The organism is Gracilibacillus alcaliphilus, from assembly GCF_016909015.1.
GTDB lineage: Bacteria > Bacillota > Bacilli > Bacillales > Amphibacillaceae > Gracilibacillus > Gracilibacillus alcaliphilus.
In genome coordinates, this window is the sequence record NZ_JAFBFA010000024.1 from 62,478 (window position 1) to 80,110 (window position 17,633).

16 protein-coding genes, 2 pseudogenes and 1 other annotated feature are annotated in these 17,633 nt (G+C 38.6%); of the genes and pseudogenes, 11 read left to right on the forward strand and 7 right to left on the reverse strand.

Going from position 1 to position 17,633, the window contains the following annotated elements:
• Positions 1-53: 53 nt before the first annotated feature.
• Positions 54-1,529, reverse strand: a complete 1,476-nt coding sequence (locus JOD18_RS16140) for an MDR family MFS transporter (protein WP_204670164.1) — start codon at positions 1,527-1,529, stop codon at positions 54-56.
• A gap of 428 nt (positions 1,530-1,957) precedes the next feature.
• Between JOD18_RS16140 and JOD18_RS16145 the strand changes: the two genes are divergently transcribed.
• Positions 1,958-2,746, forward strand: a complete 789-nt coding sequence (locus tag JOD18_RS16145; RefSeq protein WP_204670165.1) for an alpha/beta hydrolase — start codon at positions 1,958-1,960, stop codon at positions 2,744-2,746.
• Positions 2,747-2,820: 74 nt separating this feature from the next.
• Here JOD18_RS16145 and JOD18_RS16150 read toward each other — a convergent pair whose 3' ends face one another.
• On the reverse strand, positions 2,821-3,822 hold the full coding sequence (locus tag JOD18_RS16150) for an LLM class flavin-dependent oxidoreductase (protein ID WP_204670166.1): 1,002 nt from the start codon (positions 3,820-3,822) through the stop codon (positions 2,821-2,823).
• Positions 3,823-3,905: 83 nt separating this feature from the next.
• Here JOD18_RS16150 and JOD18_RS16155 point away from each other — a divergent pair, with 83 nt between their 5' ends.
• Positions 3,906-4,256: a DUF488 domain-containing protein gene (locus JOD18_RS16155; RefSeq protein ID WP_204670167.1), complete on the forward strand. Its 351-nt coding sequence runs from the start codon at positions 3,906-3,908 to the stop codon at positions 4,254-4,256.
• 45 nt (positions 4,257-4,301) lie between these two features.
• Here JOD18_RS16155 and JOD18_RS16160 read toward each other — a convergent pair whose 3' ends face one another.
• On the reverse strand, positions 4,302-4,502 hold the full coding sequence (locus JOD18_RS16160) for a cold-shock protein (RefSeq protein WP_204670168.1): 201 nt from the start codon (positions 4,500-4,502) through the stop codon (positions 4,302-4,304).
• Between the two features lie 292 nt (positions 4,503-4,794).
• Here JOD18_RS16160 and rlmN point away from each other — a divergent pair, with 292 nt between their 5' ends.
• From rlmN to JOD18_RS16190, 6 genes are all read left to right on the forward strand, one after another.
• Complete coding sequence (gene rlmN, locus JOD18_RS16165) at positions 4,795-5,877, forward strand: dual-specificity RNA methyltransferase RlmN (protein ID WP_204670169.1); 1,083 nt, start codon at positions 4,795-4,797, stop codon at positions 5,875-5,877.
• Between the two features lie 498 nt (positions 5,878-6,375).
• Positions 6,376-8,034, forward strand: coding sequence for a glycoside hydrolase family 13 protein (locus JOD18_RS16170; RefSeq protein WP_204670170.1), 1,659 nt, complete (start codon positions 6,376-6,378; stop codon positions 8,032-8,034).
• Positions 8,035-8,112: 78 nt separating this feature from the next.
• Positions 8,113-8,329, forward strand: a binding site (T-box leader).
• Between the two features lie 85 nt (positions 8,330-8,414).
• A complete protein-coding gene (gene leuS / locus JOD18_RS16175) occupies positions 8,415-10,832 on the forward strand; it encodes a leucine--tRNA ligase (RefSeq protein ID WP_204670171.1) in 2,418 nt (805 codons plus the stop codon).
• Between the two features lie 309 nt (positions 10,833-11,141).
• Complete coding sequence (locus JOD18_RS16180; protein WP_204670172.1) at positions 11,142-11,513, forward strand: GntR family transcriptional regulator; 372 nt, start codon at positions 11,142-11,144, stop codon at positions 11,511-11,513.
• A 6-nt stretch (positions 11,514-11,519) separates the two neighbouring features.
• Positions 11,520-12,389, forward strand: a complete 870-nt coding sequence (locus tag JOD18_RS16185; RefSeq protein WP_204670173.1) for an ABC transporter ATP-binding protein — start codon at positions 11,520-11,522, stop codon at positions 12,387-12,389.
• Complete coding sequence (locus JOD18_RS16190; protein ID WP_204670174.1) at positions 12,382-12,993, forward strand: ABC-2 transporter permease; 612 nt, start codon at positions 12,382-12,384, stop codon at positions 12,991-12,993. The genes JOD18_RS16185 and JOD18_RS16190 overlap by 8 nt, the downstream gene beginning before the upstream one ends.
• Positions 12,994-13,156: 163 nt before the next feature.
• On the opposite strand, the gene JOD18_RS16195 is transcribed toward JOD18_RS16190, so the two are convergent.
• From JOD18_RS16195 to JOD18_RS24345, 3 genes and pseudogenes are all read right to left on the reverse strand, one after another.
• The gene (locus tag JOD18_RS16195; RefSeq protein WP_204670175.1) at positions 13,157-13,378 is read right to left on the reverse strand and encodes a hypothetical protein; all 222 of its coding nucleotides are present in this window, start codon (positions 13,376-13,378) and stop codon (positions 13,157-13,159) included.
• Between the two features lie 23 nt (positions 13,379-13,401).
• Positions 13,402-13,704, reverse strand: a complete 303-nt coding sequence (locus tag JOD18_RS24340; protein WP_338029558.1) for a DJ-1/PfpI family protein — start codon at positions 13,702-13,704, stop codon at positions 13,402-13,404.
• A 51-nt stretch (positions 13,705-13,755) separates the two neighbouring features.
• A pseudogene (locus tag JOD18_RS24345) lies at positions 13,756-14,109 on the reverse strand (catalase); the annotation flags it as partial.
• On the opposite strand from JOD18_RS24345, the pseudogene JOD18_RS16205 reads away from it, so the two are divergent.
• From JOD18_RS16205 to JOD18_RS16215, 3 genes and pseudogenes are all read left to right on the forward strand, one after another.
• Positions 14,074-14,559 (forward strand): annotated as a pseudogene (locus JOD18_RS16205) (catalase); the annotation flags it as partial. The pseudogenes JOD18_RS24345 and JOD18_RS16205 overlap by 36 nt on opposite strands.
• A gap of 266 nt (positions 14,560-14,825) precedes the next feature.
• Positions 14,826-15,695: an ABC transporter ATP-binding protein gene (locus tag JOD18_RS16210; protein WP_204670177.1), complete on the forward strand. Its 870-nt coding sequence runs from the start codon at positions 14,826-14,828 to the stop codon at positions 15,693-15,695.
• Positions 15,688-16,299 carry an ABC-2 transporter permease gene (locus tag JOD18_RS16215; RefSeq protein WP_204670178.1) on the forward strand — a complete coding sequence of 204 codons (612 nt, stop codon included), beginning with the start codon at positions 15,688-15,690 and terminating at the stop codon, positions 16,297-16,299. The genes JOD18_RS16210 and JOD18_RS16215 overlap by 8 nt, the downstream gene beginning before the upstream one ends.
• 426 nt (positions 16,300-16,725) lie before the next feature.
• Here JOD18_RS16215 and JOD18_RS16220 read toward each other — a convergent pair whose 3' ends face one another.
• Positions 16,726-17,109 carry a GntR family transcriptional regulator gene (locus tag JOD18_RS16220; RefSeq protein ID WP_204670179.1) on the reverse strand — a complete coding sequence of 128 codons (384 nt, stop codon included), beginning with the start codon at positions 17,107-17,109 and terminating at the stop codon, positions 16,726-16,728.
• Positions 17,110-17,633: the final 524 nt, after the last annotated feature.

Genomic DNA, 17,633 nt, shown 5'->3' on the forward strand with positions numbered 1-17,633 from the left:
TATCATATCATATCATAAATTAAGATGGGAGTGCTAAAAAGCGGAATGATTTGTTATGCTTCTTTGGCTACCGTCACTTTAGGAAAGAACCATAGGACGATAAAAGTAAGTATACCTATAACAAATAAACCTGTATAAACGGTGTGCAGGGCATAGGTTAAGCCATCTTGCATTAACACCAGCGTGTCGGCAGGAATTGTTTCACGCATACCCTCATTCAATAATACGTCAGTGCTAGGCATATCGGTATGATTGGTTTGTTGATAATAACTCTGCAGACGCATATTTAAGATACCTCCGAGAAAGGCTGCTCCAACTGCACTGCCTATGATCCGCATAAACATATTTAAAGAGGTAGCGGCACCTCTGGCTTGCCAGGAGACATTGTTTTGAATCGCAACGATAAAGGTAGTTGAAGTAAGTCCCATTCCGATACCGACGACAAAAGAACTGAATCCAGCATAAATAGGTCCTTTACTGGCATCTAGCAAAAAGAATAAGAAGGTGCCAATAAAGATTGCTAAGCCGCCCATAATGGCTGTTGATCGAAAGCCAATCCTTAATACTAAATGACCTGTCAAAGTGGCAGCAAGCGGCCAACCAATTGAAAGGGTACTGAGAGTGAAACCTGCGACAATGGCTGACTCACCCATTACACCTTGCACATAAGTTGGTAAGAAGCTTGATAATCCTAATACGACCATTCCAGATAATAGAGTGGCAATATTGGCTACAACCATTAACTTATTATTCCATAAATTTAATGGCATCATTGGTGATTTTGCCCTTGTTTCCTGCCAGATGAACAGCCCGATTCCAATAGCAAACAAGGATAGTAAGCTAATCGTTTCCCATGATAACCAATCCCAGTGTGTACCTGCTTGTACAAACACAACAATTAAGGCAGAAATAGCAATTAAAAACAAGCTTGATCCCAAGTAATCAATACTTTTATGTTCTTTATCCACTTCTTCGTGGAAAAACACAATAACGCCAATTAAACCAATAATCCCTATTGGAATGTTTATCCAAAAGATCCAAGCCCAATCGACATATTGAACAATAATTCCGCCTAATAATGGACCAGCAACAGAAGAGATTCCCCATACACTTCCTAAGTAACCTTGTACCTTGGCACGCTCTTGAGCACTATACATATCACCGACCATCGTTGTTACGATTGGCTGAATGGCCCCTGCACCTAATCCCTGAATTAAACGAAACACAATCAAACTGGTCATGGTAGTTGCCAAACCGCATAACAGAGAACCGAAAAGAAATATTAATACCCCAATAATAAAGACGGGTTTTCTTCCGAAGAGGTCAGCTAGTTTACCATATACCATTGTCGTGATTGCTTGCATTAATAAGAAGCTGGAGAAGACCCAGCTATAGAGTGAGAAACCACCTAAGTCAGATACAATGTTAGGCATCGCTGTTGCGATGATCGTTCCTTCGATCGCCGCCATAAACATCGATAATACTAGTGCTGTTAAGACAAGAGGGCGTTTGGTTTGTTTATGTATCATTGTCTAATCGTCCTTTACTACTATGTTATGATGGTATGAATATACTTATTGTAGCAGATTCACCCATTTTATGTGTACAGAGAGTCAAAAAATTGCGAAGGTTATGTTTAGTGTAGTTACGAATGACTTGATACAGCCGATTTTATAAGGTTATGCGCCCCAGAAGTCGGCACAGCTTTTTCTTTCTTAAAAATAGTGTATGAGACTCCCATCAGTGGGGGCTTCATTCACACTGATGGGTAGCAAGACTTAGCAGGGGGTTTGTGTCCGTTAATCCACTTAGACTTCTTTGGCATCTCCCCAAATTTAAAAGAAGGACTTAAGGATATTTGCACCGGGATAAAAAAACGTTTACATGTTTTGATAACAATTGAGAGAAAGATTGTGCTAAAATAAGAGAAATACATATTGATATGGAGGTCTGGCTGATGGCTTTGATTACATGTAATTTCTTTTCTGAAGTATTAAATATTTCTACAGCAATGACAGTTATTTTACCGGAAGAAACGTCTAGTCAAATTGGAATGAAGAATAATCGTAAAGATGGAAAAATACAAACCCTGTATTTATTGCATGGCTTTAGTGATGACCATACTATTTGGCTGCGTAGAACATCAATAGAGCGTTATGTTGCGGAATATGGGATTGCAGTTGTGATGCCTCAAGTTGATCACAGCTTTTACAATGATATGAAATTTGGAAAGAAATATTGGACCTTTGTTTCTGAAGAATTGCCACGCATAGCGAGATCCTTCTTTCCTTTATCCGATAAGCGAGAAGACAATTTTGTTGCCGGTTTATCGATGGGCGGTTACGGTGCTTTTAAACTAGCTCTCCGTCACCCGGATCGCTTTGCGGCAGCAGCCAGTTTGTCTGGTGCTGTAGATATTGCTGCTCGATATCAAATCAGCAGAAATAGTGATGAGCCGGTATCAGATCCACTTTACTATACGTTTGGTGATGAGGAACTGTGCGGATCAGATCATGATCTCTTTCACTTGTTGGAAATTTTAAAGAAGAGTAATACGGAACTCCCAAGATTGTATCAAGCATGCGGAACAGAAGATTTTCTCTGGGAAGATAACAAGAAATTTTATCAGTTTGCCATGGAATTAGATGTGCCAATTAAGGAGTCATTTAGTGAGGGTACTCATGAATGGGGTTATTGGGATGCACGTATCAAAGAAGTGCTTGAATGGCTGCCAATAACTAAATAATAAATACAAATAACAGCGATTCGACGGTTGGAAATGGCATCGAATCGCTGTCTTGTTTACGTAAGAATATTTGGTTAGGCCTGCATGATATCGGCAACTATTTGATAAGATTGTTTTCTCGCCTCAAGGTCATAGATTTGTGAGTTAATAATGACTTCTTCTGCTTCCGTTTCTTCTAAGAAAACTGCTAATTTCTTAGCTACTGCCTCCTTGTCACCAATAATAGTGGATTTACTGTTTATTGATTTTTCAACAGAGGCCTTTTCATAAATACTCCAAGCTTCATCTATGTCATCAATTGGGGGCATTAATTTAGACGGGGCACCGCGTACCAGTGATAAATGCTGTTGTTGCTGAGATGTAGCTAGCCATTTTGCCTTTTCTGTTGTTTCTGCTGCAATAATATTGACCCCTACCATGGCGTGTGGCTGTTGAAGCTGTTCCGAAGGCTTGAAACGTTCACGATAAAGGCGTAAAGCCGGAATCGTATAATCAGGTGAGAAATGACTGGCAAAGGCAAATGGCAACCCTTTTTCGGCAGCGAGCCGAGCACTGAAATCACTGGATCCTAACAGCCATATCGGTACATTAGCTCCTTCCCCAGGTATTGCTTTGACTCGAGCCGTCCCAGCAAAATAGGATTCCAGTTCTTCTACCTGATTAGGGAAATCCTCTGGGCTGCTGTTTAGAGTACGGCGCAGAGCAAAGGCTGTTGCCTGATCGCTTCCTGGTGCTCGTCCAAGGCCAAGGTCAATGCGGTCTGGGTATAGGGCGTCTAAGGTACCAAATTGTTCCGCAATGACAAGAGGTGCATGATTAGGTAACATCACCCCGCCGGAGCCGACACGAATAGAATGGGTATGGCTTGCTACATGACTAATAATCAATGAGGTGGCAGAACTGGCGATGCCAGGCATATTATGATGCTCTGCTAACCAATAGCGGTGATAACCTAGCTTTTCTACATGTTGAGCCAAGTCAGCGCTATGTTGGAAAGAGTTTGCAGGGTGAAACCCTTCTAATACAGGTGCCAAGTCTAATACAGAAAATTTCACTTCAGAAAAGATAGTTGACATTCGAATCACTCCTAGCTTTTTAATGTATGTAATGATACGCTGATGGAAGGGAAAGGTCTAACAATCTGCTTAGGAGGGAAACGATGCAACTGAAACGTATTTATCAACAGCCTAGTAAAGATGATGGTGTTCGAATATTGGTGGACAGGGTATGGCCAAGAGGGGTATCAAAGGAAAAGGCGCATTTGGATGAATGGTTAAAAGAAATAGGTCCATCCCCAGCCCTTAGAAAATGGTTTGATCATGACCCAAAGAAATTTATCGCATTTAAGGAAAAATATATTGAAGAATTGGAAAATGACACAGAAAAGGTGAAGGCTTTACATACACTCAAAGATTATATGAAAGAAAATAATGGAGAGATCACATTGGTTTATGCAGCAAAAGATGAAGTACACAATCATGCCGTCATTTTAAAGGAATTGATTACATGAAAAACGCTTATGCAGCTGCATAAGCGTTTTTCTTTTAAGCGCTAATTAGTTTTTAGTAACGTTAGCTGCTTGTGGTCCACGGTTACCTTCTTCGATATCGAAAGTTACGCTTTGACCTTCTTCAAGTGTTTTAAAGCCTTCGCCTTGGATGGCAGAGAAGTGTACGAATACGTCGTCTTGTCCTTCAACTTCGATGAATCCAAAACCTTTGTCTGCGTTAAACCATTTTACTGTACCTTGTACCATATTTCTTTTCCTCCTAGTGTGAAACTTTCACACAAATGTATTACTATTCTTGCTCTTGCCTCAAAACGAAAACTTTACGTTACGATACTTGAAGGTGTCATCGAACAAAATAGCTAACTGTATTATAGCAAGTAAATAGGTAAAAAGCAAGTCGATCAGAGAATTAATTTAAATTTACTATTTTTTGGGCTGGCTTGATAAAAACAACTGTCTTTCAAAAGTTTCTTGCATGAGTGAAAGAAGTTTAGTATGATGAATGGATGACAACTTATAGTTTTTTTAGAAAAGAGGGATGTTGGTGAAAAGTTCTATCTATTCATTAACACGACAACAATTGGAAGAATGGTTAGTAGCGCATGGACAAAAGAAATTTCGCGCCCAGCAAGTATGGGACTGGTTATATAAAAAACGTGTAGACAGTTTTGAGGCAATGCGTAACTTGAATAAAGACTGCCGGTTAGTATTGGAAGAAAACTTCTATCTAGGAACATTACAACAGGAAATTAAACAAGAGTCAAAAGATGGAACAATTAAATTCTTGTTTAAACTGTCAGATGGAAACCTGATTGAAACGGTATTGATGAAGTTTAATTACGGTTATTCGGTATGTGTAACGACACAGGTTGGCTGTAATATTGGCTGTTCTTTCTGTGCGAGTGGTATTTTAACCAAGGACAGAGATTTGTCAGCTGGCGAAATCGTTGAACAAATCGTTAAGGTACAGCAGCATTTAGATGCCAAAGAAGAACAGGAACGTGTCAGCCATATTGTGGTAATGGGAATTGGGGAACCATTTGATAATTATGATAACACAATGAATTTTTTGCGAATTGTTAATGACCAAAAAGGCTTGTCAATTGGAGCCAGACATATTACGGTTTCGACCAGTGGTTTGGCGAAGCGAATCTATGACTTTGCTGATGAGAATATGCAAGTCAATTTGGCGCTCTCCTTACATGCACCTAATAATGAATTAAGAACAAAAATTATGAAAATTAATAAGGCATTCCCTTTAGAAAAATTAATGGACGCAATTGATTATTATCTGGAAAAGACAAATCGCCGTATTACCTTCGAGTATATCTTGCTCAAAGGTGTTAATGATCATAAACAAGAAGCGCAACAGCTGGTGCAGTTGCTGAAAGATAAGCGCCATCTGTCATATGTAAATCTCATTCCATACAACCCAGTGGATGAGCATATTCAATATGAACGAAGTGAGAAACAGGCTATATTAGATTTTTATCAAGTTTTGTTAGAGAATGGAATTAAGTGTGGAGTACGGGTGGAGCATGGAACAGATATTGACGCTGCATGCGGACAATTACGCAGTAAACAGATTAAAAAGGACAAACAAAAGGCAACAGAAAGATAAAGTCAGTAAAGATTGCAAAATAAAAAATCCTTAAAAGGGCAACTGGTGGTGAGAATTTCTCATCACCAGTTGCCCTTTTATTTATATTACAGCTATTTACTGAATGACCAGGATCAAAAAAAGTTTCGGTAGTGATGACAGCTGTTTATAGGTGAAAGGCCACACCATTTATGTCTCGTGTAATATGCTAAAGTGAGCCTAAACTGTGAACGTGTTAGGCAGATGAAAAGTTTTTAAGGAACTGAGATACATGGCTTTAAAAAAAGAATAAAAAGGTCATACTGTTGACATATAAACAAATAACGATATTATAAGGTGAGCGAAATCGTTTGCGCAAAAACGGGTTTAATCATGGTGTTGATTGTCCGGCAGTCACTGATCGAGTTTGAAAGGCAAGCAGTCAGTGACACCCAAATAAGTTTCGCTACCCTTTCACAGGAAAATCTCTGTGGAAGGAAGTCTCAATTTACATGATAAATGGCGGCAGGAGGAATGGTTATGAAAAAGACATGGTGGAAAGAAGCTGTAGCTTATCAAATATATCCAAGAAGTTTTATGGATGGCAATGGAGACGGGATCGGCGATATCCCGGGGATCTTGTCTAAGCTGGATTACTTAGAGGATTTAGGAGTGGATGTAATCTGGATTTGTCCTATTTATCAATCACCAAATGATGATAATGGATATGATATTAGTGACTATAAAGCGATTATGGCTGACTTTGGCAATATGGGAGATTTTGATCAATTATTGCAAGAAGTGCATCGCCGCGGCATGAAATTAATTATGGATCTAGTTATCAATCATACCTCTGATGAACATAAGTGGTTTATAGAATCACGTTTATCGAAAGATAATCCATATCGTGACTATTATATCTGGCAACCTGGAGTCGATGGGAAAGAACCAAACAATTGGGAGTCTATTTTTGGCGGGTCAGCTTGGGAATTTGAGGAAGAGACAGGGGAATATTATATGCATGTCTTTTCCAGAAAACAGCCTGACTTAAATTGGGAAAACCCTCAAGTTCGTACAGAATTATATGAAATGGTAAATTGGTGGCTGGATAAAGGGATCGATGGATTTAGAGTTGATGCCATTTCACATATCAAGAAAGCACCTGATTTTCCAGATTTACCGAACCCCGATGGACTAAAGTATGTACCTTCATTTGCTGGTCATATGAATCAGCCGGGAATTGATGTATTCTTAAGTGAACTAGCAGAGAAAACAATCCATAGGTATGATATTATGACAGTTGGAGAAGCAAATGGAGTAGGGGTGGAGGACGCAGAGAAATGGGTAGGAGAAGAGAATGGATATTTCGATATGATTTTCCAATTTGAGCATTTAGGGTTATGGGAGATGAGTGACGAAGGTGGAATAGATATCTTTTCTTTGCGTAAAACACTGACGAAATGGCAAAAAGGCTTAGCTGGTATTGGGTGGAATGCCCTATTTCTTGAAAATCATGACCAGCCACGCTCCGTTTCTACTTGGGGGAATGATGGCACTTATAGAGAACAATCTGCCAAAGGTCTGGCGATGATGTTCTTCTTTATGCAGGGAACTCCTTTTATCTATCAAGGACAGGAACTGGGAATGACGAATGTGCAGTTCGATAATATTGAAGATTATAATGATGTGGCAATTAAAAATATGTATGCTAATGAAAGAGAAATTGGACTTCCGCACGAAGAAATTATGAAGAAAATCTGGCTCAGCGGTCGTGATAATTCTCGTACTCCGATGCAATGGAATGCAGATCAGCACGCCGGATTTACCACAGCTGTTCCATGGATGAAAGTAAATCCTAATTATACCGAGATCAATGTGGAAGAGCAGCAAGCAGATCCGGACTCTGTATTGAATTTCTATAAAAAAATGATCCAACTGCGAAAAGAAAATTCGCTGTTTGTGTATGGAGAGTACAATGTAATATTAGATCAGCATGACCAAGTCTATGCTTATACCCGAACTTTAGGTGAGCATGGGGCGCTAATTGTTGTCAATTTGTTTGAAGCAGAGGCAGTGGTAGAAGTACCAGACAGTATTCTAACTCAAAACCCGGTATTAGTGCTGGATAACGGTGAGATGGAGGAGATTTCGGAACGTTTGGTGCTCTCTCCCTATCAGGGGTGTGTCTATGTTTGGTAATAGACTTCCTTGACAAACGTCAGACAGTTCTATAAACTAATCTCAAAGTAAAACGGATCACAAACAAGCGTTTTTGTATATATGACGATGATGAGGAATAGTAATAATAATGACAAGTTTAGAGAAGTGGCGGTAGGTGCAAGCCATCCTTGCCATATTATGAACTCGCCTCAGATGTTACAAAGGTGAACAGAAATGAGTAGTCTTTGTCGTTTTCCGCGTTAAGGAAGTGAAGTGAGTGTTAGAGATAACACTAATGTTGGGTGGTACCGCGGGAATCTCTCTCGTCCCATTAAGGGATTAGAGAGATTTTTTTGCGTTGGAGAACATACGTTTGTTTACGGGTGCGACTTAATTAGGATGTTGAAGGAGGAACAGTGATGTCATTCGACCATATCAAAATAGAAGAGAAATGGCGCAACTATTGGTTGGAAAATAAAACATTTGCCACTAATACAGAATCAAATAAGGAAAAATTTTATGCTTTAGATATGTTTCCATATCCATCAGGCGCAGGACTGCATGTTGGCCATCCAGAGGGGTATACTGCTACAGATATCTTATCAAGAATGAAACGCATGCAGGGCTACGAAGTGTTGCATCCAATGGGATGGGATGCCTTTGGTCTTCCTGCAGAACAATATGCTTTAGATACAGGTAATGATCCGGCTGAATTCACCCTGAAAAATATTCAGACCTTTCGCCGTCAAATTCAAGAATTGGGTTTTTCTTATGATTGGGATCGAGAAGTAAATACAACCGATCCAAACTATTATAAGTGGACACAGTGGATTTTCCTTAAATTATATGAACAAGGCTTAGCCTATATCGATGAAGTACCTGTTAACTGGTGTCCGGCTTTAGGTACCGTGTTAGCAAATGAGGAGGTTATCGATGGCAAAAGTGAGCGTGGCGGGCACCCTGTAGAGCGCAAGCCGATGAAACAATGGATGTTAAAGATCACTGCCTATGCGGATCGGCTATTAGAAGATTTAGAAGAATTAGATTGGCCAGAAAGTATTAAAGATATGCAACGCAACTGGATTGGCCGCTCAGAAGGGGCAGAGGTCACTTTTCAAATCGCAGATCATAAAGGGTCTTTCGATGTATTTACAACTAGACCTGATACATTGTTTGGCGCAACGTATGCCGTCTTAGCACCTGAACATCCGTTGCTGGAGACGATTGTAACAGATGGGCAAAAGCAAGACGTACAAACCTATTTAGATAAAGTAAAGACAAAAAGTGATTTAGAACGTACCGATTTGGCAAAGGATAAAACAGGCGTTTTTACGGGTGCCTATGCGATTAATCCAATCAATGGCAAAAAGCTGCCGATCTGGGTAGCGGATTATGTCTTGATGTCTTATGGGTCTGGAGCAATCATGGCTGTACCTGCGCATGATGAACGTGACTATGAATTTGCTAAAGCATTTAACTTGGAGATTATTCCTGTTTTAGAAGGTGGAAACATTGATGAGGAGGCTTTTGTAGGTGACGGACCGCATATCAATTCAGCCTTTTTGAATGGATTAAATAAAGAAGAAGCCATTACAAAGGCAATCGACTGGCTGGTAGAAAACGGAGTCGGCGAGAAGAAAGTTACTTATCGTTTGCGTGACTGGCTGTTCAGCCGTCAGCGTTATTGGGGCGAACCGATTCCAATTATTCATTGGGAAGACGGATCCATGTCTGCTGTACCAGAGGCAGAGCTTCCTTTAGTACTACCGGAAATAGATGAAATTAAACCGTCGGGTACCGGTGAATCTCCGCTTGCTAATATTTCCGAGTGGGTTAATGTCGTTGATTCGGAGACAGGGATGAAGGGGCGCCGTGAGACAAATACGATGCCGCAATGGGCTGGAAGCTGCTGGTATTTCTTGCGTTATATTGATCCACATAATCCAGAGCAGTTGGCCGATCCGGAATTATTGAAGAAATGGCTGCCGATTGATGTATATATCGGTGGAGCAGAACATGCTGTATTACACTTGTTATATGCCCGTTTCTGGCATAAATTCTTATATGATATCGGTGTGGTATCGACGAAGGAACCATTCTATAAATTGTATAACCAAGGTATGATTTTAGGGGAAAATAACGAAAAAATGAGTAAATCAAAAGGAAATGTCGTTAACCCGGACGAAATAGTCGAAACACATGGAGCAGATACGCTTCGGTTGTATGAGATGTTTATGGGACCATTAGATGCTTCTATTGCTTGGAGTACAAATGGTTTAGATGGGGCACGCCGGTTCTTAGATCGGGTATGGCGTTTATTTATTACAGACGAAGGCAAGCTTTCTGAGAAAATCACAAACCGTGAACAAGCAGATACTTTGGAGAAACCTTACCATGAAATGGTGAAGGTGGTAACACAGAACTTTGAAGATTTACGCTTCAATACCGGTATCTCACAGATGATGGTATTTATTAATGAAGCCTATAAGGCAGATGACATTCCGAAGCATTATGCAGAGTCATTTGTTAAATTACTTTCACCAGTTGCCCCTCACATTGCTGAAGAATTATGGGAGCGTTTGGGACATAGTGGAACCATTGCCTATGAAGCTTGGCCTGCTTACGATGAAGCCAAGCTGGTCGAAGATGAGGTAGAAGTGGTAATTCAAATTCTAGGTAAAGTCCGTGCTAAAATGATGATTGCCAAGGATGCAACGAAGGAAGAGATGGAACAAAAGGCGTTATCACTAGAGACGATCCAAGAACGAATAGAAGGCAAAACCGTCCGTAAGGTGATCGCTGTACCAGGTAAATTAGTTAATATTGTAGCAAATTAATAGCAGGATGGAAGCAAGCGGGTGGTCTTTATAGATCAGCCGCTTCTGCCTTTTAACAGGTTGTTTAAAAAGCTTGACATCTAAAGAAAATGATGTTTTATTATTGTATATAGTGTTTATGTTAGGTATATATAATTATAGGGAACAAAAGGCTGGATATGACGATTTAGTTGTTAATTAAACGATATTTATATGTTGCCCTCATGAAGATAACGAACGCAGACACCTGGATATATCTTACTTTATAAAGGAATAAGCTGTGTCTAGTTGTGAACATGGAAGGGATACAATAATAAAAGAGGTATTGCCATGCAAATTATAATATCAAACAGTTCGAAAGAGCCTATTTATGAGCAAATTATGAAACAAATCCAAACGGCAATATTGACAGGTGATTTGGAGGAAGGGACAGCATTGCCTTCCATTAGGCGACTGGCTAAGGAATTACAAATAAGTGTGATCACGACCAAACGGGCATATGAAGAATTGGAGAACTCAGGGTTTATCTACTCCATTGTTGGAAAAGGTTCGTTTGTAGCTGAACAAAATCTGGACGTTATTCATGAAAAAAAGCTAAGGGTCATTGAAGAACAATTAAGTATGGTTATTTCCAACAGCAGGGAAATCGGCCTAACTTATGAAGAACTGCAAGAATTGTTGAAGTTGTTGTATGAGGAGTGAGGCGGGATGGAAAACGTGATAGAGCTTCGGGATGTCTCCAAGGCATTTAAGACATTCTTAATAAAGGACATGAATTTACAGATCAAACAAGGCTATGTGACAGGATTTATTGGAGCAAATGGAGCTGGGAAGTCGACCGTTATCAAGCTAATGATGAACCTGCTGCGGCCGGATAAAGGAGAGGTGACCGTGTTTGGCCTGGACCACGCTACTTATGCTAAAGAAATAAAAGAGCGTATCGGCTTTGTGTATGACAACAATATATTTTACAATGCCTTAAGTCTGAAAGATATTGGCAAAATCGTTGCACCAGCTTATAAACGCTGGGATCAAACACAATTCAAGAACTATATAGATCGATTTGAATTACCTGTTCATAAACCAATAAAGAAATTTTCTAAAGGTATGAAGATGAAAGCCTCTTTGGCAATTGCCTTGTCCCATAATGCCGAATTAATTATTATGGATGAGCCAACAGCAGGATTAGATCCGATGTTTCGAAGGGAACTGTTAGATATTTTTCAAGAATTGATGGTAGATGAGAAAAGGAGTATCTTTTTTTCGACACATATTACAAGTGACTTAGACCGCTTTGCCGATTATATTGCCCTGATTGATCAAGGAGAAATCCTGTTTAATCAGCCTATAGATGAACTTCAGACACAGTATGCGATTGTGAAGGGGAGTACCGCTTTGCTTGATCGAGATACGGAAGCGAATTTCATTAAAATAGATCGTTCCCGAAACGGGTTTCAAGCCTTAACAAATGATGTAGCAAAAGTAACAGAAGTCTTCGGGAACCATGTGGTGATGGAAAGGGCTTCCTTAGAGGAGATTATGTATTACGTGAGAGGGGCACGAAATCTATATGTTTAACTTAATTAAGCGAGATTTAATTATACAGAAAGTACAGTTGGTTCTATTTGTCCCATGCATCACTTTTCTTATTTTAATAGGTTCCCACTTGCCTGACTTCTACATCTTTATGTTTGCTGGAATTTTTATTCCCATTAATGCTTATTCCTATGATGAGCAGGCTGAAACAAATATTTTACTAAACTCTTTACCGTATACACGTAAACAAATTATTGCCTCTAGATATATTGGCGCTATTTTTTATATGGCATTATCTATTGGTTTAGCAAGTACCCTATTTTACTTGTTTGGCCGGTCCTTTATGTTGACGGATATAGCAATAGGGGCAGCTATCACGTTTATTTTATTTGCCTTTACCTTTCCGCTATTCTATCTATTAAAGCCAGGTTATATAGGAACAGTGATTTTGGTTGGTATTGTCTTGATAACTATTCTAAGTCCACATGCTGTCACATTTTTGCAAGACTATCTGATACCTATTGTTCATTATTTAGAAAGCATTTCGACCTCAACACTCTATTTAGGCAGTGCAGGTTTTATTGTAATAGTGTATACAGTGTCGTGGTTATTTAGTCAAACAGTTTATCAGCGCAAAGCTTTTTAACTAAAACTTTTACAACATGAGTAACAAACTTGCATAGGAGGTTGACTTCTTGACTGTGTTACTTACACGAGAATGTGATATCATCTGCAAGGCGTGTGAATCATTAAATCCACACAAATGAACAAAATTAGTAAGGTGACTAAAATTTTCAGTGGTAATGATGTCAGGACATGTTGGTTTTGAACAACCTCTTCAAACAAACAGCCATCGGGAACAGGGAAAATCTACCGATGGCTGCTTGATTGTTATTGTAAGCATAGTAAAAATAACTAGGCCGCTCCCAAAAACGCTGCTTGGTCATCGCTTGTGTAAACGCAAGTCCAAATTGGTTATCTGTTTCAATAATAACTCCCGGTATATCCTTAATACCCATTTCCTCAAACAACTGACTACATTCTTCTCTTGCGCTTAGCTTATTGGTTTGAAGTGTTTGTACATCTCCCTGATAAATTTACGGGCTTGGTGATAGAAATAATCATTCGCCTCGCTCCCGCCAACAAGGTATACTCCTTCATAACTTAATGGAGATCCTGTCAGGAAGCTTTGGTCCACCTTATACGTATACCCTTCGCTGCTGCTTACTTCACCAAAGTTATCGCTAACAATAACAGGGTGCATTCCTGCCTCCGTCCACTGCTTAATAAGGGAATCAACATCACTTCCAAGAAATCCCTCTGCAAGAAAGACAGTCACTTTAAGTGTATCCGCCACAAAATTTGTATTTTGCAGACTTACTGCCGGAGACGATTTCGTTACAGTAGATTCTTCTACGTCTTGTACGGCAAGTTCATACTCCGGATAATTTCCCATTTTGATATTTGTCCATAGATCACTTCTGTGAAAATCGGCATCTTCGCCCAGCTTTTGTGCTTCATCCCAAATTAAAGGATGGACGCCTAGTACAGGCTTGATATGGAATTTTACAAAATGAGCAACCACGTCTTTGTTTACAAAACGATAAGTGTGAACTCCGAAGCCTTCCATTGTTCGGTAATTCTTTGGAATGGCTCGATCAGTCATAATCCACATAGCCATATGTGTTGTCTCTGGATTACTGCCCATAAAATCCCAAAAAGTGTCGTGTGCCGTTTGACCTTGAGGGTATTCATCATCAGGATTAGAGATACCTGTAACCAAGAGATGATTTCCAATGAAGGGGAAAAGATTGTCGATAATGAAAATTCCTTAAAAGCCGGTGATCGCGGTCCAACCCTAATTGAAGATTTTCTCGCCAGGGAAAGACTGGCTCATTTTGACCGTGAAAGAATACCAAAACGGGTCGTTCATGCAAGAGGGTACGGTGCTTATGGAGAATTTGAATTGTACCAATCCATGAGTGATGTCATTATAGCTGATTTTTTACAGGACCCTGCCAAAAAAACACCGTTATTCGTGAGGTTTTCTCAAGTTATTGGTTCTCGAGGCTGTAATGAAACCGTACGTAATGTGTGAGGATTCTCTATTAAGTTCTATACAGATGACGAAAACTTTGATATTGTCGCCATCAATTTCCCGATTTTTTCATCCAAGATGTCATTAAATTTGATTCACTCTGTCAAACCGGACATCGATTTTAATTGCTGTTCTTTTTTTTGTTTAGGTCTTTATGTTCACTCATAAAATCGGTTCTCCTTTCGGTGGTAACTGTAACTATATTATATTTTGAGCAATAAGAGCTGAAAGTATGCAGCTGGTGAATGAAAATGAGAATTTAGTATTGCATATATTGTTAATATAGTATATATTGTATATATACTTTAATTTGAAGCAGTAAAAATAATTACTTAATGAAAGTTTGCTGTTTTTAAAAATTAAGATGAGGAGTGAGAAAGATGGAACATATAGTGGAATTAAAAGGTGTAAGCAAGCATTTTAAAGATTTTTCCTTAGAAAATATCAATCTAAATATAAAAAAAGGCTGTGTAACAGGATTTATTGGGGCAAATGGAGCGGGGAAGTCGACCACTATGAAATTAATGATGAATCTCTTACAACCGGATGAGGGAGAAATAAAAGTATTCGGACTGGATTATGCCAGCTGTGGGCGAGAGATAAAGGATCGGCTGGGATTTGTTTACGACAGCAATGTGTTTTATGAAGGTTTACATTTGAAGGATATCCGGCGGATTATTGCACCGGCTTATAAAAATTGGAGTGACAAGCAATTTTATAACTATATTCAGAAGTTTGAGCTGCCATTAAATAAAGCGGTTAAAACCTTTTCTAAAGGGATGCAGATGAAAGCTTCTTTGGCTATGGCATTATCCCATGAAGCTGAATTCATTCTGATGGATGAACCGACAGCTGGTTTAGATCCCGTTTTTCGGAGAGAATTGTTAGATATTTTACAGGATATTATGGCAGATGGAAGTCGAACTCTTTTCTTTTCCACACATATTACTAGTGATTTGGAACGGATTGCCGATTATATAACATTTATTCAGAAGGGAAACATTCTTTTCAATGATTCCTTGGAGGGTATACAAAAACAGTATGCTTTAATTAAAGGTGATCCTGCTTTACTTGATCCCGATACAGAAAAAAACTTTATCAAAATAGAGCATTCTTCGGACATGTTTCAAGCTTTGACAAATGATGCAGGGAAAATAAAAGAATTATTTGGGAATCAAGTCATGATCGAAGAAGCAACTTTAGAGGATATTATGTTTTATGTGAAAGGAGCGAATCATCAATATGTTTAATTTGATCAAAAAAGATGTCATTATTCAAAAAGCACAGATCCTCTTGTTTATTCCGCTTATCATGTTCTTTGCTATTTTTGCTAAGCATGTAAGTCCAGCTTTCATTTTTTTTGTGGCTAGTACCTTTATCCCGCTGAATGCCTATATATATGATGAACGGGTTGAATCTAATATTCTGCTTAATTCACTGCCATATACACGCAAAGAAATTGTTGCTGCTAGATATCTTGGCGCCATTGTCTATATGTTATGTTCAATAGGTGCGGCAGGTATTATTTTGCTTGTTTTTAATTATGAATATATGTTAAGGGATATAGCTATTGCAGCAGGATTATTCTTCTTGTTTACAGCTTTTGCTTTTCCACTATTTTATATATTAAAACCCGGATATATCGGTATGGTAGTTTTGATTTCCATTATCGCCTTAGCAGCAGTTATGCCGCCAGTGATTCGTTTTTTGGCGAAACATCTTACTTCCATTACAGAGTTTCTCACCAGTTTATCGATGACAACGATTTACTTTAGCAGTGCTGGTATTGCAATCGGTTTGTATCTTCTTTCATGGCTGTTCAGTCAATTTATTTATCAACGAAAGGCATTTTAACTTTTATAGTCAAGAATGTTCCATGTTTAGGAATGTTAAGAGCAAAAGCCAGGTGGAAAGGTGGCGATGAATTGGCTTTCGGTTCTGTATATCACTAATCATATTATGTGACCGAGCATAAGTTGTGGTTGAACATGTAATTGCAAGGGAAACGAATTATACGACAATCAAGCGCGAATTATTTCCGTATGTAAAATATCCAAGGTAGGAAAAAACGCGGGACCGTCTGGCAGCTAGGATGGGAATTTCCAGAAGTAACGTTCATGGAGGTGAAAAGTTACTTCCGTCATTGCTTCCACTTTAGGTGGTGCCAAGTGGTAAGTATTACAGCAGAGAATCTATCTTACTGGTATGTTCTCTAATAGATTCTCTGTTTATCCTTCAGATAATGATAGGTTGATTTTTCGGAATTATGAAGTGGGTTAGTCAGCCATTATCCTCATCTTCATAAAGAATTTTTAACAATTGCTGCAACTCATCGAGAGGCAAACCAATTTCTTTGCTATTCGAAATAACAGATCCCAGTTGTTCTTCAATTGCCTGGAGCTTTTTCTCGCGAATAACCTCTAAGTTTTGTTCTGCTACGAATGAGCCTTTTCCAACAATTGAATAAATGAATCCTGCTTTTTCTAATTCTTCATAAGCACGTTTGGTCGTGATGACACTGACTTGTAAATCTTTAGCTAACTTCCTGATGGAAGGCAATGCCTGTCCTTCTGCTAAATCGCCGGATAATATATTGGCTTGGATTTGTTTGGTGATTTGTTCATAAATGGGTTCTTTTGATCTATTTGAAATAATGATTTCCATGTTGATCCCTCTTTTTTTGTTCATCGATCTGCACTAAGAAAAGTAACCTCTAACAATATTAAGAGTACCTTAATATAAAAGAGTTAGTCTATATTATATAGGTAATATAGATATAAAAAAACATAAACATAATGAAAGAATAGCATTTTTTTGAGCAGGAGATCTGATTTTATTAATAAAACAGTTTTGAATGAAGCTGTGTTTGAAGGGAATCAACGTTCATTCTAAGAAATAATAGAAATGTGAATGGCTGGTTACCACTTGTAGAACATATTCTCACTATAAAAAATTCTATATTAAACTATTGACTTTTTATAAAAACAAGCGTAATATATTAAAAGTTGACTCAAGAATATTGAAATTAATATACTTATTGACAGACTCTACCTATTTTGTTATAATAATATTGCTACTTTAAAATTAGGTAGAAACATTGATCATTGAAAACTGAACAAAACAACCAGTATGTAAAAGAAGAAAAAAGCAATATGCTAGCTTGTCAAAAGCGAGCACAAGACAACTAT